The sequence below is a fragment of the Pontimicrobium aquaticum genome (genome assembly GCF_005047595.1).
Lineage (GTDB): Bacteria > Bacteroidota > Bacteroidia > Flavobacteriales > Flavobacteriaceae > Pontimicrobium > Pontimicrobium aquaticum.
This window is the reverse complement of sequence record NZ_SUPL01000001.1, coordinates 97,242-121,507: the sequence shown is the minus strand read 5'-3', so window position 1 is coordinate 121,507 and position 24,266 is coordinate 97,242. Positions and strand designations below refer to the sequence as shown.

22 protein-coding genes and 1 pseudogene are annotated in these 24,266 nt (G+C 28.6%); 11 read left to right on the top strand and 12 right to left on the bottom strand.

What is annotated here, in order from left to right:
- Window positions 1-98: 98 nt before the first annotated feature.
- The 3 genes from E5167_RS00590 (at window position 99) to E5167_RS00580 (ending at window position 4,077) form a co-directional block, all read left to right on the top strand.
- A complete protein-coding gene (locus E5167_RS00590) occupies window positions 99-1,358 on the top strand; it encodes a TPR end-of-group domain-containing protein (RefSeq protein WP_136839969.1) in 1,260 nt (419 codons plus the stop codon).
- Window positions 1,359-1,526: 168 nt separating this feature from the next.
- Window positions 1,527-3,155 (top strand): T9SS type A sorting domain-containing protein, encoded by a 1,629-nt coding sequence (locus tag E5167_RS00585; RefSeq protein WP_136839967.1) that lies wholly within the window; start codon window positions 1,527-1,529, stop codon window positions 3,153-3,155.
- Between the two features lie 169 nt (window positions 3,156-3,324).
- Window positions 3,325-4,077 (top strand): glutamine amidotransferase-related protein, encoded by a 753-nt coding sequence (locus E5167_RS00580; protein ID WP_136839965.1) that lies wholly within the window; start codon window positions 3,325-3,327, stop codon window positions 4,075-4,077.
- Window positions 4,078-4,149: 72 nt separating this feature from the next.
- Here the strand turns inward: E5167_RS00580 and E5167_RS15585 are convergent.
- Window positions 4,150-4,335, bottom strand: a pseudogene (locus tag E5167_RS15585) (LytTR family transcriptional regulator DNA-binding domain-containing protein); the annotation flags it as partial.
- A gap of 167 nt (window positions 4,336-4,502) precedes the next feature.
- Here E5167_RS15585 and E5167_RS00570 point away from each other — a divergent pair.
- The 3 genes from E5167_RS00570 to E5167_RS00560 all read left to right on the top strand — a co-directional run bounded on the left by E5167_RS00570 (window position 4,503) and on the right by E5167_RS00560 (window position 7,203).
- Window positions 4,503-5,063, top strand: a complete 561-nt coding sequence (locus E5167_RS00570) for a YceI family protein (RefSeq protein ID WP_136839961.1) — start codon at window positions 4,503-4,505, stop codon at window positions 5,061-5,063.
- A gap of 172 nt (window positions 5,064-5,235) precedes the next feature.
- A complete protein-coding gene (locus E5167_RS00565; RefSeq protein ID WP_136839959.1) occupies window positions 5,236-5,748 on the top strand; it encodes a glutamine amidotransferase-related protein in 513 nt (170 codons plus the stop codon).
- Window positions 5,749-5,898: 150 nt separating this feature from the next.
- Entirely contained in the window at window positions 5,899-7,203 is a 1,305-nt protein-coding gene (locus E5167_RS00560) for a hypothetical protein (RefSeq protein WP_136839957.1), read from the top strand.
- 1,121 nt (window positions 7,204-8,324) lie between these two features.
- On the opposite strand, the gene E5167_RS00555 is transcribed toward E5167_RS00560, so the two are convergent.
- The 3 genes from E5167_RS00555 to E5167_RS00545 form a co-directional block, all read right to left on the bottom strand.
- A complete protein-coding gene (locus tag E5167_RS00555) occupies window positions 8,325-8,576 on the bottom strand; it encodes a VOC family protein (protein WP_239021910.1) in 252 nt (83 codons plus the stop codon).
- A gap of 133 nt (window positions 8,577-8,709) precedes the next feature.
- Window positions 8,710-9,807, bottom strand: a complete 1,098-nt coding sequence (locus E5167_RS00550; RefSeq protein WP_136839952.1) for a hypothetical protein — start codon at window positions 9,805-9,807, stop codon at window positions 8,710-8,712.
- Between the two features lie 100 nt (window positions 9,808-9,907).
- Window positions 9,908-10,423: a LytR/AlgR family response regulator transcription factor gene (locus E5167_RS00545; RefSeq protein ID WP_169301346.1), complete on the bottom strand. Its 516-nt coding sequence runs from the start codon at window positions 10,421-10,423 to the stop codon at window positions 9,908-9,910.
- Between the two features lie 629 nt (window positions 10,424-11,052).
- Between E5167_RS00545 and E5167_RS00540 the strand changes: the two genes are divergently transcribed.
- The 4 genes from E5167_RS00540 to E5167_RS00525 all read left to right on the top strand — a co-directional run bounded on the left by E5167_RS00540 (window position 11,053) and on the right by E5167_RS00525 (window position 14,543).
- Complete coding sequence (locus E5167_RS00540) at window positions 11,053-11,259, top strand: hypothetical protein (RefSeq protein WP_136839949.1); 207 nt, start codon at window positions 11,053-11,055, stop codon at window positions 11,257-11,259.
- Between the two features lie 277 nt (window positions 11,260-11,536).
- The gene (locus E5167_RS00535; RefSeq protein WP_136839947.1) at window positions 11,537-13,138 is read left to right on the top strand and encodes a hypothetical protein; all 1,602 of its coding nucleotides are present in this window, start codon (window positions 11,537-11,539) and stop codon (window positions 13,136-13,138) included.
- Between the two features lie 580 nt (window positions 13,139-13,718).
- On the top strand, window positions 13,719-14,138 hold the full coding sequence (locus E5167_RS00530) for a carboxypeptidase-like regulatory domain-containing protein (RefSeq protein WP_136839945.1): 420 nt from the start codon (window positions 13,719-13,721) through the stop codon (window positions 14,136-14,138).
- 153 nt (window positions 14,139-14,291) lie between these two features.
- Window positions 14,292-14,543 carry a hypothetical protein gene (locus E5167_RS00525; RefSeq protein ID WP_136839943.1) on the top strand — a complete coding sequence of 84 codons (252 nt, stop codon included), beginning with the start codon at window positions 14,292-14,294 and terminating at the stop codon, window positions 14,541-14,543.
- Window positions 14,544-14,728: 185 nt separating this feature from the next.
- On the opposite strand, the gene E5167_RS00520 is transcribed toward E5167_RS00525, so the two are convergent.
- From E5167_RS00520 to E5167_RS00485, 8 genes are all read right to left on the bottom strand, one after another.
- On the bottom strand, window positions 14,729-16,405 hold the full coding sequence (locus tag E5167_RS00520; RefSeq protein ID WP_136839941.1) for a DUF5050 domain-containing protein: 1,677 nt from the start codon (window positions 16,403-16,405) through the stop codon (window positions 14,729-14,731).
- 72 nt (window positions 16,406-16,477) lie between these two features.
- Window positions 16,478-17,437: a TolB family protein gene (locus E5167_RS00515; protein ID WP_136839939.1), complete on the bottom strand. Its 960-nt coding sequence runs from the start codon at window positions 17,435-17,437 to the stop codon at window positions 16,478-16,480.
- 111 nt (window positions 17,438-17,548) lie between these two features.
- Complete coding sequence (locus E5167_RS00510) at window positions 17,549-18,697, bottom strand: helix-turn-helix domain-containing protein (RefSeq protein WP_136839937.1); 1,149 nt, start codon at window positions 18,695-18,697, stop codon at window positions 17,549-17,551.
- Between the two features lie 258 nt (window positions 18,698-18,955).
- Entirely contained in the window at window positions 18,956-19,777 is an 822-nt protein-coding gene (locus E5167_RS00505) for a CPBP family intramembrane glutamic endopeptidase (protein ID WP_136839935.1), read from the bottom strand.
- Between the two features lie 91 nt (window positions 19,778-19,868).
- Window positions 19,869-20,345: a hypothetical protein gene (locus E5167_RS00500; protein ID WP_136839933.1), complete on the bottom strand. Its 477-nt coding sequence runs from the start codon at window positions 20,343-20,345 to the stop codon at window positions 19,869-19,871.
- Window positions 20,346-20,589: 244 nt separating this feature from the next.
- Entirely contained in the window at window positions 20,590-21,432 is an 843-nt protein-coding gene (locus tag E5167_RS00495) for a TolB family protein (protein WP_136839931.1), read from the bottom strand.
- Between the two features lie 302 nt (window positions 21,433-21,734).
- Window positions 21,735-22,400: a hypothetical protein gene (locus E5167_RS00490; protein WP_136839929.1), complete on the bottom strand. Its 666-nt coding sequence runs from the start codon at window positions 22,398-22,400 to the stop codon at window positions 21,735-21,737.
- A gap of 230 nt (window positions 22,401-22,630) precedes the next feature.
- The gene (locus E5167_RS00485) at window positions 22,631-23,104 is read right to left on the bottom strand and encodes a hypothetical protein (protein WP_136839927.1); all 474 of its coding nucleotides are present in this window, start codon (window positions 23,102-23,104) and stop codon (window positions 22,631-22,633) included.
- A 51-nt stretch (window positions 23,105-23,155) separates the two neighbouring features.
- Here E5167_RS00485 and E5167_RS00480 point away from each other — a divergent pair, with 51 nt between their 5' ends.
- On the top strand, window positions 23,156-24,265 hold the full coding sequence (locus tag E5167_RS00480) for a sensor histidine kinase (protein ID WP_136839925.1): 1,110 nt from the start codon (window positions 23,156-23,158) through the stop codon (window positions 24,263-24,265).
- Window position 24,266 lies beyond the last annotated feature (1 nt).

The following is a 24,266-nucleotide window of genomic DNA, read 5'->3' as shown; positions in this document are numbered from 1 at the left end:
CATATTAGCGTTCTGTGATTTTAATTAAAATAAATTGTAACCACTAGAATACAACACCGTCTTTAAATCACAACGCATTATTAACGTAAATTAAAACAATGAAAAATTTTATTATCCTTTTTGCTGTGCTTATTTTTAATAGCAACGCTTTATTCAGCCAATCATATAAAGAAGTGTCTTTAATAGCTGATAGCTTATACTCAGCCAAAATTTATTTAAAGGCTGGAAAAGAATATGACAGGGCAGCTAATTTAGCTTGGTTAAAAACCATAAAGAAAAGATACTACTACAATGCTGCTTGTAGCTATTCATTAGCAAAAAAAATGGATTTAGCTTTCAGAAGCCTAAATTTAGCAGTTGATAATGGTTTTAGTGATAAAACCCGAGTTTCTAAAGATATTGACTTGAGTTATTTGCATAAAGATAAGAGATGGAATAGTCTAATAAACGCCATTGTTCCCAAATTAAGCTCTTCCAACCCTTTGTCACCAAAATTAGTTACAAGTGATATTCAAAACTTTTATAAAGCTTTTGATATAGCAATTAAGAATCCCAAAGATGCCTCCAAAATATTTAAGGAAAATTACCTTATAAATGGGAGTGTTGGGTTACAAGATTTTTTTGCTTACAAAGTTAGAGACATTGATAGCTTCGGGGCACATGTTATAAAAAACAAATCTTTCTATAAAGACATAAGAAGTACAGTATTAAAAGTAGAGAACTTCAAGGGTGATATTCATGGTTATTTTACAGAGTTTAAGACTTTGTACCCTGAAGCTGTTTTTCCAGATGTGTATTTTGTTATTTCTGATTTAATGTCTGGAGGCACTAAAACAAATAACGGATTATTAATAAATTCTTCTGTTAAAAGTAAGACTAAAAAAAATTCTATTAATTGGGATAAGCAAACTTTAGAATGGACAAGCGATTTTTTTAAAACTCCTGTTACTGTTATTCATGAATCGGTTCATTTTAATCAAGAAGGAATGGCTAATGAAAAAACATTATTAAAATATGCTATGATAGAAGGCTCTGCTGAGTTTATTACAGAGCTAATAACAGGTCAATCTGATGTTATGAGGTTTTTTACTGAATTTATTGGAAAGGAAAAATTGATCTGGAAAGATTTTAAAAAGGACATGTATGATGATAAATATATGGAATGGATGTTACCCCAAGAAGGAAAACGACCAATGTCTGCTATGTATTGGGTTGGCTATATTATTTGCAAATCTTACTATAATGAGGCAAAGGGTAAGAGTAAATCAGAAGTTATTAATGAAATTTTAAATATAAAAGATTATAAAGCATTCTATAAAAAAAGCAACGCAGATAAATATATAAACGAAAATTTTTAAAAGCTAAAATAGTTTTCAACAGTATTAATTAAGACGATGATATTTTACATAAGATTTTATTCAATTGCTAATCTTTTTTTAAATCATATAATTAGTTACTCACATCAAAAAAATATTAACCAAGGTATTGTGTAATAAATTTATGTTTTTAACTCAAACTAAATACTTATGAAAAGATTTTTACTAGCTGTACTCTTAACATCACTAACCAATTTAAACGCTCAAGAATTTGGGGTTAACGACTTAAAAATAAGCGATATGGGAACCGATGGAGTTACTTCGTTTTATGCATTCGATCCACAAGTAGCATATAGTGTAACTGAAAACAAATATTTGGTCGTTTGGACAGCTGATGATGATACAGGATCATTAGTTGATAATGAGTTTGAAGTTTATGGGCAATTCATTAATAACCTTGGAGAGGAGGTTCAAACCAATGACTTTAGGATAAGTTTTACAGGAACCGATGGTGATACGCGTTTTCGTGCTGACGAACCTGATGTTACATGGAACTCTGTAAATAATGAATTCTTAGTTGTTTGGAAAGGTGAAACTGCTGTTGATGGGGAACTTGAAATATACGGACAACGCATTGATGCTAATTCAGGGGCATTGATTGGAAGCAATTTTAGAATTAGTGACGTTGGTGATGAAGGAAATACAATTCTTGGTGCTGCTAAGCCAAAAGTATCTTATAGCTCCACTAGTAATGAATACTTAGTGGTTTGGGAAGGGGACGATGAAAACCAAAATAACGAAATGGAGATATATGGCCAAAGATTATCTAATACAGGTGCTGAGATAGGAAGTAACGATTTTAAAATAAGTAATCAACTTCCTGAAGGTGATGCTAATTTTGATGCACGTTACCCTCATTTATCATGGAATTCTATTGATAATGAATTTTTGATAATTTGGCAAGGGGAAACCGCAACAAATGAAGAGGCAGAAGTGTTTGGTCAATTATATGATGCTAACACAAACTCATTATTAGGGAGTAACTTTAAAATTAGCGATATGGGAACCGATGGAGACACCAGTTTTTCAATAGGGCAATTTGTTAGATGCGCATATAACGCAATAGATCAAGAATATTTGGTAATATGGAATGGGTCTGATATAGGCGCAAATCTCTATGAGATTTATGGACAAAGATTAACATCTTCTGGAAGTGAAGTTGGAACAAATGACTTTAGAATTACCATAGTAACCGATACAAATTCTAACTTTGATGCTTGGGCTCCTGCAATTACTTGGAATGAAAAAAATAATGAATATTTTTTAGTTTATAGAGCGGATGCTAACAATACTCAAAATGAAGAGGAAATTTATGGACAAATAATTACTAATACAGGCTCAAATAGTGGCGGAACTTTTTTACTAAGTGATATGGGAACTGATGGAGATGCTAATTATGATGCAGATAATCCAGCAGTTGCTACTAATGGTCAAGATGCTTATTTAATTGTGTGGCAAGGAGATGATAATATTGCACCAAATGACGGGGAAACAGAAATTTACCTGCAAATGTATGGAGATGCTTCTTTATCTATCACAGAAACTAGTTTAAAAGAAGCGAGCGTGTTTCCAAACCCTACCTCTAGTGTTTTTACTATTAAGACTGGCCATGACAGCCAACTAACTAAACTAGAAATTTATAATATAAAAGGTCAAAAAATATTAACTAAAAAAAGTGGGATTACCGAAACAAATATAAGTGGGTTTGAATCTGGTATTTATTTTGTAAAGCTATATTCTCAAACCAAAATGGAAACTATAAAATTGATTAAAAAATAGCGTTATTTAAATAATGTAATTGAACTCAATTCTAATTATATATTCATTAAAAGCTATAGTGAAAATAATTTTTAGTAATTAGTTGGTTCCTTACTAAGAAAATTTAATTAGGAACAATTAACCTTAATATCTAGCTAAAATCAAATTATAAAATATCAAACAAAAATCAATGGTTAAGATACATTTTATTATCCACGAAGTATTTGAAGGGCCAGGAGCTTTTAATAATTGGGCGATTACTAGAGGGTGTGAAGTCTCATGTACTAGAATTTACAATAATGAAAAACTCCCTCAAAGTATTGATACGCTTGATCTTTTAGTTGTTTTAGGAGGTCCTCAATGCCCAACTACAAAAAAAACAGAGTGTTCGTATTTTGATTCTCAATCAGAGATTGCCTTCATTAAAAAATGTATCAATACAGGCAAAGCTGTTCTAGGCGTTTGTCTTGGTGCTCAACTAATAGGAGAAGCCCTTGGAGCTCCTTTTGAAAAAAGTCCTAATCCAGAAATTGGAGTTTTTCCAATTGTAAAAACTGAAGAAGGAAAGCAAAATGAAAAGTTCTCCCACTTTCCCGAAGAAGTTACAGTTGGCCACTGGCATAATGATATGCCTGGTTTAACAGATAATTCAAAAATTATTGCTTTCAGTGATGGCTGCCCAAGACAAATAGTTGAATATTCTGAATTGGTATATGGGTTTCAATGTCACCTAGAATTTAATAATGAATCTATAGAATCCATAATTTCAAATTCTACAGAAGAGCTTAAATCATTAGAAGGGAACAAGCATATTCAAAACCCTAAACAGCTAATGGCCCATGATTATCAAGAGATGAATAATCTTTTATTTATTTTTTTAGATAAACTTACTTGCCAGTATATGAAAAATATAAAAAATGAATTAAAAACTAAACACTATTAGAAACTGTAACACACGAGCAAATGAGTTTTAAAGATTTAAATGGTAATAAGTAGCCGAAAATTTTTTTTGATACTAAGGTCTTGAAGATAAAAGAGTGTCTCCATTTTTCGATTTGAACGAATACTCATTATTCTTTATATACATACATTTTTTGATGTAGATTTTATTGATCACAATTGATCTATTAACACGAATAAATTGTGCCTTATCTACAAGATTATATAGTTTATTCATTTGGTAAGTCCTATTTAAATTTTTTTTACTGCAAAAAAAGCACGTTAGAGCATTTAAAAGAGAGTATCTAAATCATTTACTCAAGTTTTATTATGATAGATACTTACATTCGCGTAATCTTTTAAATATTTATAACAGCAAACAGTTATTAAACTTTAATTTTTTGATTAATTAAAAACAATTTAAGCATTATGAAAAAGTTATTTACAATATTATTTTTTACAGTTTCTCCTATTATTTTTGCTCAATCAAAGTGGAAAGTAGATAAAGCACATTCAAAGGTAAGTTTTAATATTACCCATTTAATGATTTCCGAAGTTACAGGAAACTTTGATGATTTTAATATTGAAGCTACAGCCAACGATACATTTTCTAATCCAAATTTCAACGTAGAAATTAAAACTGCTAGTATTGATACTGATAATGATGGTAGGGATAAAAAATTAAGAGGTAACGATTACTTTCAGGTTGAGGATTTCCCAATTATATCATTTAAAACGACAAATGTGGAAATGACAGGAGATAAAACATTTAAACTAACGGGAGAGTTAACTATAAAGAATATCACAAAAACAGTTTCTTTAGATGGGGTAGTTAATGGGGTGATTACTAATAGTAGTAACCAAAAGCTTAAGGCAGGACTAAAGATAACAGGAGCTATAGATAGGTTGCTGTTTAAAGTAGGAAGCAAATCTGTATCGCTTGGAGATGAGGTTCAAATAGTAATTAATATACAAATGAACCAACAATAAAGAATTACACAAGTTGGAGAAAGGCACAGGAGGAGGTGGTTATTTTGTAAAACTGTATTCAGGAAAAAAACAGGGCCTTTTAAGTTAATTAAAAAGTAATTTTTAACATTAACTTTTACATTCTTAAATAGCTCTGAATTCATGGTAATATAAAAAATAATAGTCAAGATACATTTTAGATACAGGCAAAGCTGTTCTAGGCGTTTGTCTTGGTGCCCAACTAATTGGAGAAGCTCTTGGAGCTCCTTTCGAAAAAAGTCCTAATCCAGAAATTGGAGTTTTTCCAATTATAAAAACTGAAGAAGGAAAGCAAAATGAAAAGTTCTCCCACTTTCCCGAAAAAGTTTTAGTTGGGCATTGGCATAACGATATGCCTGGTTTAACAAATAATTCAAAAATTATTGCTTTCAGTGATGGCTGCCCAAGACAAATAGTTGAATATTCTGAATTGGTATATGGGTTTCAATGTCACCTAGAATTTAATAATGAATCTATAGAACCCTTAATATCACATTCTACAGAAGCGCTTAAGTTATTAGAAGGAAAGAAATATGTTCAAAGTTCTAAACAACTTTTGGAGAATGATTATAAAGAAATGAATAACGTTTTGTTCATCTTTTTGGATAAGCTAACTAGTCAATATGCTAAAACATTGAAAAATAAAAGCTTTAAGATTTCACTTTGAGAAGAAATAATATTAAAAGAAAACTACAATATTAGAATATAGAAGATTAAGGTGTTAACAACAACAGGATTTTTAATGAAGAATTAAACAAAAAAATGTAACCATTCACATCTAATAACAGTCTAATATCCATAACAAAATCAATCAATTATGAAAAAAAACAGTACGTTTCATTGTTTAATAAAAACCTCCCTTATAATTAATTTTTTATTCTTTGTTTTATCGGTGAATTTTGCTAATGGACAAAGCACTTTTAATGCAAATGCCTTTGATTCCATTGTTAAGGCAAATACTTACCCTATTCAGTTTAACGGTAAAGATATTAGCGGTCAAGGATCACAATGGTTAATAAATGAAGCATCGAAATCCAACTACTTTTTAGTTGGGGAACGTCATGGAACAGCCAATATACCAAATATTAGTGGAGCGATATTTTCGAAACTTACAGAAGTTGATTATCATCTTGCAGCACTAGAAATAGGGAGGCAAGCTTCTATAGAAGTTCAAGAAATTTTAAAAAATGGTGGTTACGATTCATTAAAGACATTTCTAGAAAACCCTAAATATTTTCAAGCTATCGCGTTTTTAGACTGGAAAGAGGAATCATTACTCGCTTCTAGAATTGTTAGTGAGTCAAAACTAAAAGAAAAGGCTATTTGGGGATTAGACCAAGAGTTTCTATTTGGCTTTAAAATGTACCTGGAACGTTTAAGAAAATTAGCAACAACCGATACTCAAAAAAACCTTCTTTCAAAACTTGACTTGCAATTAGAAGAAAATCGTTTTTTAATGGGAAGCCCTATAAAAAATGACCTTACAGAGTTAAAATCTTTATTTGTTGATAATAATGATGCATTAAGTTTATTAGATGCACTATTGATTAGCAATAAAATATATGGTCGCTTTCGAGGAGAGATTACAAGAGTTGAATCTAATGCAATTAGAGAGAACTTAATGAAGCAAAACTTGGTACATCTTATTTCTAATTATGAAAAGCAGCAAGGAATATCACCAAAAGTATTTTTTAAGTTTGGTGGGTTTCATTCAGCTCCATCCTTGAGTAATGGAATGTCCACTTTGGGAACCTTTATTGAAGAATGGGCTATAAGTAGAAATGAAACAGCGTTTAATATATACATAGATGCTGTAAGTGGACAAACACTTGCCAGTGGGCAAGACAATGTTGAAGGAGGAAAAGGAACCATACAAGTTATGAGCTATTTTGGAAGTATTGACCCTGACAAATCTCCGGATGATAAGTCAAGGCATGTGTTTATCAATCAATTGAAAAACACCAATGGGTTATTCCTTATTGACTTACGTCCTTTAAGAAAACATTTATATGAATTAAGCCCATTTTTAAATAGTAAAGCTGTTCAGCTAATTACTGGCTTTGATGCTTATTTAGCTATTCCTAATGTGAGTCCAGGAACACCCTTTCAAAAAAATAATTGATCTGTATTCTTGGACAAATATTTGAAAATCAAAATTAGTATGGTTTTACATTGTCATCATGGGTTCAATAACAAATCCTATTGAATTCTCTAATCACATTATTCAAAAGCACTTAATTTAATAGAGGGAATGGTTTTGAGATATCAAAAGAGGATAGTACTTATAAAATAGTACCTGGTCATTATGGTTTCATTGGTAGTCCAGGAGGACAAATGATACTTCAAAATTTGTTTAAGCTTGATACAGTCTATAAGCGTATATCTTTAAAAGAAAGTAAAGATTCTTATTTTTTTAACATATGAATTTGATAATGATACAGTTCATGCTATAACAGATATAACTAAAACGATTCAATTAAGTAAAGCCAATTTTTTTTTCCGTTAAAAATCACATAATCTTCAAATCAACTTGGACATAAATCAATCACAAAAAGTATAATACGTAATTTAAAAATCAATGACGAGGTATCAAAATCAATTAAGCAACTAAAAAGTGAGCTAAACACACACACATTAATAGAACCTAAAACACGTCAACAAAATAAATTACTTTCTAAAAAACTTCCAGAAATAAAATTACCAGATCTTTTTGATAGGAATAAGATTATTAATGTTAACACTAATCATAAATTGACTTTGATTGATTTTTGGGAGGTTTGGTGTGGGCCTTGTATAGTTTCATTTTCAAAAATAGAAAACCTTAAGAAGTAATTGGAATAGTCTCTGAAGACACTGAAAATGCAATTAATTTAATAAAAAAGAAAGGTACTACTTTTAAAAACTTAGTTGGCAATAATGAATTAAAAAAAGCCTTTGGTGTAAGTAGCCTGCCAAGATATTTTTTAGTAGATAAAGATAAGGTTATACAAAAAGAATATTTTGGATTTTCAGAGCAAATAGAAGAAGATATTAAAACATTGATTATCAATAAGAACTATTAATGAAAATTATCAGATTCAGAAATTTTGTACAGTTTAATCAAATACAACTAACATTAATAATGTATTATGAAACTCGATTTAAACGACCAATCATACTAACAGAGTTATGCTTACAGCTTATATTGGGTTAATACCTTAACGATGCTAAAAGATATTTTTACCTATGTTTGGAAAAACAACATTAATCTAGCTCATAAAATTCGTTTTCACTTACTTTTATAGTGGTTAATTCAACTGTATGTCCGTCTGGGTCTTTTGTATAAATTGATTCAAAGTAGTGATGGTCTTGAATGTCAAATTCTAAATTCAACTCAACATACTTTTTTTGAGCTTTATTAAAATTTTCTCTTGTTACGTTAAAAGCAAAATGATCTATTTTTATATTTTTAGAGTTCAAATCATTTTTAGGATCTTCAAGTTTTGCTGGAAACAACGCAATTTTTTAATCTCCTCCATTAATTGCTTTATTGTTGAGTTGTCTAAGTCATATAAACTGAATAGAAAGTTTGGAAAGGGCTTTCCAATATACAAACTAAGTAATAGATTACACTTGTTGTGTGTGGTGTTTAATTTTTTGAATTTTTCAATTCTTTTACCATTTCAAGTATTTTATTCTTGATAGTCATATCATCGATTTCATTAGCAAATATTTTTACTAACTGTTCATTATAACTGATAAGACTATTATTTGTTTTAACTAATTGTTCAAATATTCCTACCCCTTCCTCTCCATGTTTTTTAATTAGATAGGATAAGTAATCATAGCTGTTAAATTGAAAGTTTGATTTATTTATAATAAGACTTCTTCTATCTAATTCTTCAATATCTTTTTTATCTGAAAATGGCTCAATCAGTAATGAGTTTAGTTTTTTAAAATAAATTACAGCATCAATACTTTCTTTGAATTTTTGATTAAAATTTTTTCGTATAAGCTTTTCTTTTAAATTGGTGTTTTCTATATCCTTTATTACTGGGGTTTTCTCTATTGTTTTATCTAGTTCTACCCTAATAATGAATATTCTCTTACCAAGTCTCGCCTCTAAGATATCTACAAGATTTACATAATTAACAGGTTTTGGGTCATTTCGTAACAAGTGTGATCTACCCATTATTACAAAAGCATTTCTTTTTTTGTCAATTACCTCATTCCAAATTATTGTCGCAAAATGTAAATCCCTTCTCCCCAGAAATGGATAGAAATCTGATGGTGATTTTATGACATTCCAATTAACAGGAGGATCTGCTGCAATAACTCTAAATTGTTTTTCTTTTGGTAAGTTTAAATTTACCTCCCTAATATGTTTTATTAAGATCTCTATAGCACTTAAATTCCCAATCTGTAAAAGAGAGTTAGTAGCACTAAACCATACATTTCGAACTTCCTTAAAAGGTATATTTTGTCCACTAACATATCTATCGAGTACTTCTTGATAAAATGAGTTACCTAATTCTAGCACAATATCATCTACTTTTTCCTGAAAGGATTTATCATTGACTAAATTTTTATAGTATTCTATAAGTTCAATTTGGTCATGCCTTTCACCGAAAGCTACAATACTTGTAGAATCATAAGCTTTAACTATTCTTGCAATGGAGCCCTCGTTTTGTGAAAATGAAAATTTACTAATTAAAATGAAACCTAAGGTCATTAATATTTTTTTCATGATATATATTATTTCCCCGCAAGAAACGTAGTAGAGAAAAAACTAAAAATAAAAATAGACCAAACCGCCCTTCGAGTAGACTAAATAGAATGATAATCGACTAAATAGAGAATATTTTTTTTATTGATTCATTATAAGCAGCTCCAATTGGAATATAATTTCCATTGATTTCTATTCTATTTCCTTTTAACTTCTCTATATGTGTCCTATTAACAATGTAAGATTTTTGAACTCTTAAAAACATTTCATTATCTAACTCACTTTCTAGGCTAATTAGAGTTCTTTTAGTAATATGCATTCCTCTTTTAGAATATACTTTTACATAATCTCTAAGTCCTTCAAAATAAAATATGTCGATGATTGGAATTTGTATAATCTCTTTATTCGATTTGATAAACAATACTTTTTCATCTAATTTTTTTTTCGAAGATTTAGATTTTTGATTGGAGAACATATTGTTTATTAACTCATAAAAAAGGAAGAAAATTAAGTAACTCTTAAAAAGAGAAGAATATTGTTTAAGAAAATCGCTTCCTTCATAAGTAATTACTGTTAATGAATAATCAAACGTAAATGCACAGAATTCCCATAACAATCTTTCAATTATAACTTTCAAAACACAAGTTATAATTGCTAGTGCGACCAAATAACCTAAATAAAATAGTGAAATTTTAAAACGTTTTTTTACAATCCTAATGTGAAATAAAACTGCTATAAAAAGAGCAATAAAATGATAGATAAATACTGAGCCAAAAATTATAGGGTTAGGGTTTCTAGGACTGTCAATTAAGATCCATAAAAACAAATAAAATATTAAAATGACAGAATCTGATTTTTTCATCTCTTTACTATTTCTTTAACTGATTTAGTGGTGTTTTTTAGTGGCACAACTAGAGGGTTAAATGTAGTTATGGTTCGAGAATGAAAAGATAATAAAATCTTTAATGATAATTTAAATAGAATTCAAAATGTTTGGTTACTGATTTAAATTAATGATTGTGGATTCACTTCTATTGTATTTGGATTAAAAGCAATTAATTCTAAATTCCTGTGATAAGTCAAAGTGTTTCTTTTTCTATATTGTTTGATGCCAGAAACATTAATCATAGAATGCTGTTTTTTATGTTTAATATCTTTAAATGGTTGTTTTAAATCAATTAAAGATATGGTGTACGTTTTCAGTGATATTTGAACTTTTTGATAAGAGTAAGATTATAACTGTTAACACCAATAAATTAACTTTGATTGATTTTTGTAAAGTTTGTTAGAGGTAATGCAGCATTTAATGCAGCATTAATCACACAAGTGATAGTGATTGGATTGTTTTTATTAAACGAGTATGAGTTTATTAATTTAGAATTTTTATGGTTAAATGTTATAGGAGTTATTGTTGTGATGTTTTTAGCGATAATACTTCAATCAACGAATAAAATAATTCGAAGAGAAACATAAAAATAAACGAGTGCTTACAATCTCTAAATAGGAATATTGGATTTGCAAATCAACAATTTACTACTTTGAAGATTGACATTTTATTGGACTTGTAAGAAAAGATGGATGATTAATAAAATACTAATCGTTATAAAGCATAAATATCTTAGCGATTATTTTCACATCAAAAAACAGTGCGTTCAATTCATTTATGGAGTCATTGGCTTGTGTTAACAGTAGTTAACAGTTTATTACTTTACAGGTTTTTAAATTTGGTCTCATAAATAATCAGAAACACATGAAACGTATAGAAGCCTATTATCGAAAGCTAACAATAGTATTATTTTCAATCCTAACTGTTACGTATTGTACTCCACTTTTTTCTCAAGAGTCGTCATTATTAAAACTTGATCCAGAACTATTAATTTTATTGAAGGAAAGTCAGAATGTCACGAATCAATTAAGTGACCAATTATACCCAAATTGGAAGTTTAGTAAAACGCCTGTTCTATTTTACAAACCCAATGTTCAAGATATATTAATCAATTTTCCTCATAAACCAGAAGGTTTTGATGTTTACAATGGGTTTAATCCATTGGATGGACAAACTATTTATGTGAGAAATGAATCTACCTATATACAGTATGATGATCAAAATACCACTATCGAAATTGATGGAGTAAAAGTGCTTGTTGTGGCAGACACCTATTCCAGTATGAGAAATCAATTACGAGGAGCTATCATGAATCAACCCAAAGAGTTTTTAAATAAATGGCTTGATGACTGGAGTTTTATAGGTTCTCCTTACCATAAACTCAGTACTATTTTACATGAAGGATTTCATGTACACCAGGAAACTTTAGCCAAAGGTAAAAATGCAAATGAAGGAAGTGTGGCTAACTATCCTTTTCTCGATCCAATAAATAATTCACTTTCTGTATTAGAAGGTTTAATCTTAAAGGACGCATTATTATCTAAAGATGAAAAAATAATTTCAAAAAAAGCACGTCAGTTTGTTGCTGTTAGAAATTATAGGCAGTCACTACTTGATTCTGTTTTCGTTGCTTACGAAAACTTGAATGAATTCGCTGAAGGTACAGCAAAGTATATTGAATATAAGTTTTATAGTGAAGGTGAAAATATTACTCCAATAGATGAAATGAAATATATAAACGGATTTGCTGATTACAAAAACACCTTGCCTGACTTCTTTAAAAAAGAAATAGAAGATATGGTAAACATTGTATCTGTAAATGATAATAGGTTTGGAAACAAATTTGGAGCAGGTCCTCTGCGATTTAAATTGTACTACCTCGGAGCTTGTCAAGGACTTCTTCTGGATAAAGTAATGCCAAAATGGAAGAGTAGAATTTTTGACAAAGAAGTATTTCTTTCAGGTTTATTGGATGAAAGCCTTAGTTTATCAAGTAATCAAAAGAAAGCATACCTAGATAAAGCTAAATTAGAATACGATTATGATGGCATCTTTAAGACTAAGTTGGAGTTTGAAAAAGAAGGGAAAAAAGTAATTCAAGAAAAAGTAGACGCTATAATGTCTGCACCAAATAAAACACTGGTTATTCTTGATTATAAAGGGCATAAAATTACAGGAATGAATTATACACCCTTTGGAGTTACAAAAGTTGATGATAATTCAATAATTTATGAGATGGTTCCTGTTGGTATATATTTTGACAAAGTACCTGAGTTAATTTCAAAAACACCTTTCCCTTTATTGGTTAATACAAAAGAAGAAAGAGTATATTTTTCAATAAACACATCAATTGATGAATTTACTAATGGAACAACCAACAAAATGTTATATAAGGAGTTTGAAGTAAAGGCAACAGAGTTTAATGTTAAGAAAGAAAATAATGCAGTAATAATAACTTTTAAATAAAAATGATTTAACGGTTCTGTACTATCTTACAAAATTCATCAAGTTTAACAAGCAAGGTTTTAAAATTCACAAATTGAAATATTATTGTTAATTTCACTTCTGAGATTCTTAAACTTTTTTTCATAATCAATACCAAGACGAGCTGCATTTAAATCTTTATGAACAGCGAATGTATTTATATAAGATACTGCTTTATCAAAGTCAGAAAGTATTTGTTTTTGAGGAGTAAGTTTAACTTCTTGCGCATTTAAAAATTAAGCAATAGAAAAAAGGCTAGTAACGCATAATAAAATTTCATCGTTTTCTGTTTTAGTTTATATTTATAAGACGCATGAACAACATATTTGCTACCGTCATTGAATTTAATTCATAGTATTGTGATGTGATGATCTTTTTTTTGATTTTAAATATGTAAAATTTGAAGTTATTCGAGCTGTTTTATGATTGTAAAATCATTTATTTAAAAAGGAAAGTGTATTTTCCTGATAAAAGACTAAATCATCTTTGCTTACTCAAACTTTATTAACTTTTACCTCGTTAACTAAATAATCTTAGAATATTGATTTCCTAAACTTTAAAAATGAATATAAAATATTATATAACCACTATTTTTATAATTTCTTCATTAGATTTATTTAGTCAAAATTTGATTGAAGGGCAAATAATTGACAGCAAATCAAAACAACCTTTAGCGTGGGTAAATATTGGGATTGCGGGCAAAAGCATTGGAACGGTTTCAAACAATGAAGGAAACTTCAAAATGGAGATTAACGACAAGTACAATCAAGACACTATAAGGATTTCAATGATTGGTTATAAAGAGAGATTATTTAAGTTTATAGATTTTAAAAACAAAATTCGGGAAAATCCGCTTTTTAAATTAGAAGCTGAGGTAATGCAATTAAATGAAGTTATAATATCTAACAATAATAAACAAGAGCATATACTAGGTAATAAAGAGTTTACAAACAATACTGTATATGGGTTTCAGTCCAATTAATTAGGAAATGAACTTGGAACAATAATTAAGGTCGAAAACGGTCCAATTTCAATTAATAAAATAAACATTAATATTTATAAAAACCCTCTTAAAGTATTTAAATTCAGGCTTAATATATATGATTTAAAAGATGGTGTTCCAGATAAAAACATTTTGAAAGAAAACATAATAATTGAATGTAAAAAGAAAAAAGACGTTTTTACTATTGATGTCAATAAATATAACATTGTTGTTTATAAGGATATTTTTGTTTCAATGGAGTGGATAGAGAATTCAATAGAAAGGGAACTCTATTTTTCTACAACACCAAATGGATCTAAAACCTTTTCAAGGTATGCAAGTCAAGGAACGTGGATTGAAGAACAAAATGTGAGTTTAGGATTAAATATCATTGTAAAATATTAATTACATATACAATTCATATTTTACAATGATATTTAATGTCCGAAAACTTAATTGCTTTATTTTTCTGTTTATTAAATTAACAATCTTGGAAATTTTTGTATTTAATCTTTGATACTATTCCTATATTAGACTGGATGTTAGGTTGTTATATTTAGGATTATTAATTATAATTTAAAAAAAGCTTTTTATTTTGGTGTTATTTGTTTAACCTCTTTAGTTTTAAGCCTCATAGAGAATAAATGATAATTTTTATCTTTCGTTCCTTTTTTGGAATCGAAATATATTTTACTTCCATCAGTTGAAAATGTTGGATGCCACCAGTCTTGTACATTACCTTCTCTACTTAACTTATTCATATTCTTTCCATCAATATCCATAATAGCCACATTAATCTTGTTATCATACTTAGTAGTATTGAAAACTATTTGCTTACCGTCAAGTGAAACCTTTGGGTACACATCAGTAAACGTACTATTTGTTAGGTTTTTCTGATTAGACCCATCTACATTCATTGAATAAATTTCATAATTTCCATCTCTTTTAGTATGCCAAACTATTGTATTATCCGATGCATACTGAGGATTTGAATCTGAAGCAGTATTATTTGTTAGCCTTTTTTCTTTTCCATTAGATAAAGTTAACTCATAAATCTCAGGATTACCATCTCTTTCAGAAGTAAAAATAATTTTCTTTCCATTTGGTGAGAATGAAGGTTGGTAATTATCTGTTTTAGAATTTGTTATTTTTTTAACACCTTTTCCATTGGTCTTCATTAAATACAACTGATAAGATCCTTCACGATTAGAATAAAAAGTAATATTCTTTCCATCTTTAGATAATACAGGTGCATCATCTACATAAGTATTATTTGTTAATCTTTTACTTTCACCCCCATCTTCATTACGAATGTAAATCTCTTTATTGCCATCTTTTTGTGAGACATAGACAATTTTTTTTGCAGCTGCATAAGCATATTGATTACGTGTTGATGTTTTTGAGATATTTCGCAAATTCTTCCCTTGTAAGTCTACACTATAAATATCTGCTCCTCCTGTTCTTTCAGAATCAAATAAAATGTTTTTCCCATTTGGAGTAAATGATAAAAAATATTCTGCTTCTTCAGAAAAAGTCAATCTTTTTTTATTTTTACCATCTATATCCATAAGGTATAAATCATAGTTTCCGCTTTCTTTGGAGGTATAAGCTATTTTTTGATTATCTGGTGAAATAGCTACTGCAAATTCCTCTACTGAATTATTTGTAATGTTTTGAATGTTTGTTCCGTCAATGTTCATCACATAAATATCCTTCACTTTATTTTTATCTGAGGCTATATAGTATATTTTTTTTTCATCTGAAGATATACTAAACCCTGATATTGATGATCCACTTGCTATTCTTTTCTGCTGAGAGCCATCCCCATTCATTACATAAATCCCATTTTTTGTTTCTTCATCTTCTCCATCATGCCTAAAGTAAATTTTATTACCTCGGGTCCAAAGATTAGCTCCTGAAAAACCTTTCTCAAATTTTGTTAATTGTATAGCATCAGTTCCATTAGCTTTCATACTATAAATCTGACCTATATTTCCATTTGAAGATGTATACAAAACTCTTTTTCCGTTAGAAGACCAGATTGGTTCAATATGATTTCCTTTACCGTTTGTTAATTTTTTTTGGTTCGATCCATCAATATTCATTGTGTAAATTCGTCCTTTACCATCACGATACGAATAAAAAACAATTTGTTTTTCATCATTTGACATTCTTGGAGCATAATCTGAAGAACTCTGAGCTACAACAATATCATTTAGCGTTAAAAGAATGACTAATACTAAGGTTCTTTTTATCATTTTATTCATGAGATATAATATTTTAAGTGAATTTTATTTTTGGTAATTTATTTAGATATGAATTGCAGAATAGATAGTTATCTATTTTGCCCAAAATGGTTTGTATTGATTTCCAGGAGTAGATACTAACTCACGTAAATTTGTTCCATCAACATTGATGATAAACAATTTTTGAAGTTCTCCTATTTTCTGAACAAATACAATGGATTTCCCATCAGGAGACCAACTTGTCCCATACAAATAAGATAGCTCATCTACACTTTGATCAGTTTCAGTAAAAGAATTAAAATTTTTCTCTTCGTTTTTAGTGATATTTTTAATCTTTGTGCCATCAGGATTAATGGTATATAGATTTAAATATCCATTCCTAATAGAAAGAAAGGCAATTTGCTTTCCATCAGGAGACCAAGAAGGAGCACTTTCATGGCTAGGATGATTTGTAATATTTGTTATGTTAGAGCCATCACTATTCATTACAAAAACCTCATAATTAGGTCCGCCTCTTCCTGATAAGAATGTGATTTTTGATCCATCAGGTGAAAAGGATGGTGTATAGTGATGTGTAGAATTACTTGTAAGTTGTTTTTTGCCTGTTCCATCAGTTTTAATTTTAAAAATATTACGTTTCCCCATTCGTCCATTTTCATGTTCGTAAAATACAACCCATTTTCCATCTTTAGAAAAACTAGGAACTCCAGAATAATTTCTAGAATTACTTAACTGTTTGATATTAGATCCATCGATATTTGCGATTGCTGCTTTCCAACCTCCAAAATGATAGGTGCTAAAAACTATCTTTTTTCCATCAGAAGAAACTACAGGACTATTTTCTCCTCTTGAACTTTTTCCTTGTGGTGTGAAGTTTTTCAACTCCTTCCCATCATAATAAACAATTTGCGCATTCTGTCCTGGTTTTTCTCGGAGTGTGAAATAAATTTTATAGTCTGAATTATTTGATGACTGGGCCTTTATTTTGCTACTAGTGTTTATGGTTAAGGCTATAACTAATAGCCAAAGACTAGATTTTCTTAATGTTTTCATTATATACTATTTTGATTTGAGCAAATATATTTTCACTAATACTAAATAATTGTTAAAATGAATGGTAGAAAAGTCTCATTGTATCCATTGATACGTTTTGAGAATTTTTTTTTAGGAGAGAGACTTCGAAAATTGACCTGGAGTCTTTCCAGTATGTTTTACAAATGCCCTATAGAATGTTGCTTTAGAACTGAAACCAGATAAAGTACCAATATGCTCGATAGTGTATTGCTTCTTTTTAGGGTCTTTTAGGAGTTTTTGAGCTTCAAGCACCCTTTGCTTATTAACATAATCGAAGAAATTTATTTGCAATATCTTGTTTATTGCCATAGATAAAGCATGCTCTCTAACGCCAATTTTTTTTGCCAAAATTGTAAGTGTAAGGTCAGGATTTAAGTATAACTTTTCTTTAATGAATACAGTATTAGACTGTTCTATAATACTCTGTAATTCATTGTTATCCGATTCAGAACTTAATTTATTTTTTAGAATAAGTTTAGATGAGTTTTGTTGACTAAACGTGATGAAAGAGATGAAATAAATATGAAGAGGTAAAATGAGAGAGCTTAGGTTGTTAATTAGAATTATATCTACATCGAAGAAACCCGCAAATCGTTCAACTGGGATTAATAACCAAATAATAAGATATCCATACAGTATTGATTTCATCCATCGTACATTGGTTTTTTCAATATTAGAATATTCATCCAATATTTTTTTCTTATAGGCTAAGAAAAAATAAAAAGCAATGGCAACATAAATAATTTTATGAATATCGTAACGCATAAATCCTTTAAGTATATTTACAATACCTCTAGCTTCAAAAAAATATCTTGGATCACTTTCTAAAGAAGAGTAATAGTAATTTAAAAAAAATAGTTTTTGTTGTGCTGTTTGTAAATATTTAGAGAGATTAAATAGATTATAAAGTACAAAAGGGATAAAATGTAAAAGATGTAAATGCTTTAATTTAAATGAAGATCGAGTGAGAGAAAGAATGTAAAGGAAAATTAATGGCCCTATACAATAAGAAAAAAAATTTCCAGTACTTAAAATATGTGGAACGTAAAGAATCAATTTGGTATTGACAAAAAAATCATGAATGATTTCAAATAGCAAGACAAACAGTATCAATGATAAAAGCCTATATGAGATAGATTTATAATATTTTGATGCTATAAAAATCAAAAGAAATATACCATGACCTATGGCAACGAGTCCGAATAATGAATAAAAATCAAACTGTAATTGTATGTCCATTATTTGTCCTTGATAAAGAAAATAGTCTAATTAATTTTTAAAGATTACATAAAAGCTGGGAATCTTTTTTTATTTATTATATATTTTCAAACTATTGAAAACATATTCATTTGTTAAATTTAATTTCAGTTTTCGAGCTACTGTTTACAACGGTCTGTGTATGAAACGTAGCGCGCAAAAAGACACTAACTTTTTGGATTAATACTAACCTTTTTATATTTACTTTATTTCGTTTTAGCAATTAAACTGCTATTATTTTTAAACATTGTTGGCACTTGTTTTTAATTTATTTTTAGCAATCAATATTCCTGTAAATATTAGCATTCCAATACTGGACAATAAATGTACTTTTTTAAAATCCACACTCAATTCAGGGAAAAACAGCAAAGCTATTCCTGCATTAATTGATAAGTGAAATAAGATTGCAACTAGAATGCTTCCATTAGAATTAATTACCAACCAAGTGATTATTATTGATAAACAGATTAGCATTAGAAAATAAGCTGTTACAGTTAAAAAAGAAATTGATTCTCCACTAACTAAAGTGCCAAATGGGGCCCACCAAAGTGGAATATGCCAAATAAACCATATAACTCCAATTATGATTGCACTTTTTAAGTTAGAATGTTTTTTTTGTAATTCGGGTAATAAAAAACCTCTCCATCCAAGTTCCTCGCCTAAAGGTCCAGCATAAAAACCAGCCCATAATACAGTCGGAATTGAAAGAAAAGCCGCTATGTCAAAACTCCCAATATCTCCAATAAATATGTTATAAAAACCAATTCCAATAATGACAAAAATTATAGGTAAAAGTATTATGTATAAATAGTTTTTAAAGGGAATATTCCAAATAAACATTTTCTTAAGTAAATTCAATACACCTTTAAGTCCATCAAAAAGAAGTGTTGTTACAATTCCGCTGATTGTAGGTCCATATATACCCGTAAAAAAGAATATTAAAAATTTTCCGATTGATTCTTGATTGATTCCATTGGTAAGATAATTTAGACCTAAAACCCAAAAAGCCCAAGACCAAATAATGGTTATTAATAAATATATATATATCTTTTTATTATTCATATTTTTCTCAAATAAGTGCGAACAATTGTCTAAATGCAATTGCGTTTATCTACATTATATTTATTCCTAAATATATGGTAGTGTTTATTAATTATTCTAATATCAATTCTTTGAAAACACTACGTTTATTCATTTTAGGATCAATATATGAATGAAGTCTTTTTAGGAATTTTTCAAAAGTTCCTTCTTTAGTCCAATATTTATTGATTAACTCTTTATTGATTGCGTTAGTGTCTCGAGTAATATTTGATTTGTACTTGTAGAGGACCATTAAGTCAATCGTATCCTTGGTAGTGTCTGATATTAGAAGTTGAATGTTTTCAAAATTATCATTTTTTCGAAGTACATTTTCAGTCCATTCTTGAGTTAAGCCAAGAGCTTCTTTAAGAGAGCCATTTTCGGGGATAATAATTTTGTGCACAATTATTTGCACATTTTGATTTTCTTTATACTCTTGACTTTTATATAATTTTCCTTCTGATGATGTTTGACAGTAGGAAAAAAATGAAGTAAGTAATAAAAGTGTCATTATTAATTTTGACTTTAACTTATATAATGGTATTCTCATTAGCTTCTTTTTTAAAACCTAAAATATTGAAAATATTGTTTTTTTTTATAACAATGATTTGAATAACTTAATTAATGATGCAAAAACATTTATCGTGATAAGAATCGCGCCAACAATTGTCTAAATACAATTGCGTTTATCTACATTATATTTATTCCTAAATATATGGTGGTGTTTATTCCAATTATTTTAAAAGGATTCCTTTTACAAAATAAACTATTTAATGTATAATTCTTTCACTTAATTAATCCATAAAAACTGGAAATCTTTTTTCATTTTTAGAATACGTCAATTGTTTAATATTGTTCTTTTTTATATCTGTTAAAAAAACATTTACTTCTCCTGAAGTAGCCTTTTGTATAAACACAATTTGACCATTCTTATTACAACGTGCATAGGTGACATCTCCTTCGGTTGTAATTGTTTTAATTATGCTTCCAAGTTTTATATCTAAAATTTGTAGCTGTCTTTTTTCATTTACATCTGTTATTATTATAATTTTGCTTTGAGAAATCCAATCTTGAACAAAATTATATGATTCATTTGAAGTGATTTGGATCATTTCTTTAGTTTCTAAATTTAAGGTAAAGATATTTGGTGAGCCATTTCTATTACTATTAAATGCAAGTAATTTACCATTAGGAGACCATTTTGGTATTCCGTCAAACTCCTTATTAAAAGTAAGTTGTTCTACATTTTCACCATTACTATCCATAACAAAGACTTCTGGGTTTCCTGTTCTAGATGATTGAAATGCAATTTTACTGCCATCTGGAGACCAAACAGGATGTCCATCACGTGTTTTTAGATACGTAAGCTGATTTAATTCATTTGTTTTTGAATTTAATGTAAAAATGTTTCTTGTATTATTATCTCTATATGAATCAAATATAATGTTGCCATGGACATTAGAATAATCAGATTGAAAATCCTTGAGGCTGTCTTTGGTTATTCTTTTAATAATTCCATTTTCCGTTGAAAGCGAATAGAGATCCCAGTTATTATTATTTAATTCAGAGTATATAACTTTTTGAGAGAATAAGTTATTAGTTAGTAAAACTGTAATTATTAGAATTGAATATTTCATTTTTTTAATTTTATTATTTTGTTAATCGTTTGACTCTATGTAAAAACCCTCTACTAATAAGTTGTTTCAAACATGTTATCCGTTTTTTTTTATTTTATAATTTCTATCAATTTATACTTGGCATAAATTCTTTGAGCTTTATTGAATTAATAAATCTCTCTTGATTTATTTGCTCTAATATTTTATATTGGTTATTAGAGAAGCAACTACTAGCGCATCATCTTCAATTACATCAGTTACTTCTCTTTTTTTGACCAAAAAACTAAACCAACCAAATTTAAATTGACCAAAAATTAAATATCTTAATTTCTTAAACGTTCGACTCGATCTAAAAATCCCTTACCTATTAAAGGCTTCATAACATGTTTTCCATTTTTTATAATCTCTATTGAGCTTTCTACTCCTATTTCTTGTAATATTTTATAACTCTTTTTTGCAGAGCTCATCCAATAGGTGTCTTGGTCACCTACTATAAATAGAACTTTAACTCCTTTTAATTGTTTCATTTTTTCTTTGTCACTATTATTAGGATTTCCTGCCATACCTATTATTCCTGAAAAATAATTAGGCATTTCCATTACTAAATCAAAAATTCCAGCACTATTGGCACTATGGCATGTTGTATAAAATTTATTACCTTCTACATTATAAGTGGACTTTAGATGATTAAACAGTGCTTTAATCTCATTTGTTCTATTAGCAGCACCATAAATTCTGTAACCTATAAGAATCCAGCCTTGGCTATCTTTAGTCCCTTTCCAATAAAAGCTTTCATCATTAACAGATTTAGCTTGAGAAGGCCCAACCATTACAGGGTATGTTTTAGTAGCATCAAAATTTATAGGAAGCAGAATTGTATAACTTAGTTTTTCTCCTTGATACTCAAATGTTTCCAATTTTTGTTGTCCAAAAACATAAACAGTACTAAAGAAAATCATTGATAATATTATACAGTTTAGTTTTTTCATCTTCATTAGTTTTAAATTCACAGTAAAAATAATTTGTAATAAAAATCTAGAATAGTAAGTTGTGGTTGATGGTTAATTTTGTGACCAATGGTTCATAAATGAAAGTGTATTATAAAACACATACATTAATAGTTTAACCATTGGTCACAAATTAAACTAAGCAACACATTCCATTTTAGAAGAAACTATAAATTGGCTATTCTTGTGAAGAATAACTTGTGGATTAGAGTTTAATTATCACTAAACCCAGCTGAGGTAATTTCTTTTTTTATATTATACGTTTTTCCGTTATAACATAATTTAGTATTACCAACAGAGATTTTTTCGCTTGGAGGTAGTTGATATGCTCTGGTAATCTCTTTGTTGGGATTTCCAGGGAAATTAAAGCTTGATTTTAATGCCAAAGTTATGCTATCTTTAGAAGTGTTCGTTAGATATAGTATATTTCCGCATGAATCAATTTCTTGTGAAGAAGATAAATATGAAATAGCATCTTGACCATATAAATCACCATGAGCATCAAAGCCACCATTATTATCAATAAAAAGTATTTTATAAATTTCTATGTATGATAATTCACTAATATCTTTTAATTTGATATCCGTTATATTTAAATCTGGTTGAATAGAAGTTGTTTTATTGTTTTTACAGCCAGAAAGTAAAATCGTGATTATCAGAAATAAAAAAAGACTATATAATTTCATAATAAAATATTTAAATTGAAAAAGATTATCTCTAGTTAATTTTAAACTATAATGAAAAAAATAATTTATTCATACTATAATAATTTACCAATATCTATCAAAAAAATAGTAATGGTAAGTTTATTGGTTAGTTTATTTTTTATTCTAAAAGCTTATACTAATCACTTAATAAACGACTATAATTATCCTTTTAGTTGGCTATTAACTACGTTAAAAATAAGTATTGTTTATCTACTTTGGGCAATTTTAACACCTTTGGTTTATTTTTTAACTAAAATAGTTCAAAATCTGGTTTCCCAAAAAATTTATAAGGTTTTTCAATTCATAATGGGTTGTATTATCCTAGCCTTAATTCATCAACTAATTGCTTCTAGATTGGATGATATTATTAATTATATAAATAGTGGTTACCTAAAATCCTTTTGGGGACATAATAGTATGGTGGCTTTCACCATTGGTAGTTTTTCAAGTTTTATTGAGCTATTAGTTATTGTAGCAGTTTTTCTAGCTTTCGACTATCAAAAGAAGTTTATAGCAAACCAGAAGGCATTAATTGCATCACAGTTAAATGCCCTACGTATGCAACTTCAGCCTCATTTTTTGTTTAATACATTACACTCAATAGCATCAATGATAGATATTGATACAAAAAATGCTCAAAAAATGCTAAGTAAATTAGGTACTCTATTAAGGAATATGTTGGAGTATGATACAGAACAAATGGTTACCGTTAAGGACGAGCTCGATTTTATAAAAAACTATTTAGATTTAGAACAAGTACGTTATCAAGACCGAGTAACTATTAACTACAATGTAGCGAAAGAGACCATGCATTTAAAAATACCTAATATGATATTCCAACCTTTGGTAGAGAATGCAGTTAAGTATGGAATAATCCCTACGGTTGACGATGGTGAGATTAAAATAAATATTAAATTAGAACATAATGAAATACTTCAAGAAGAGGCTTTAGTTCTTCAAATTTCAAATACATTTAATAACAATCAACAAAATTATATAAAACCAGTAGGAACAGGTACTGGTTTAGTAAATATTAAAAAAAGACTTAATCAATTTTATAACAATAGGTTTTTGTTTAATTCTGATTTTGAAACTCCAAAGTTGTATAAAGCGAAAATGATTTTACCAATTATTAAATAGC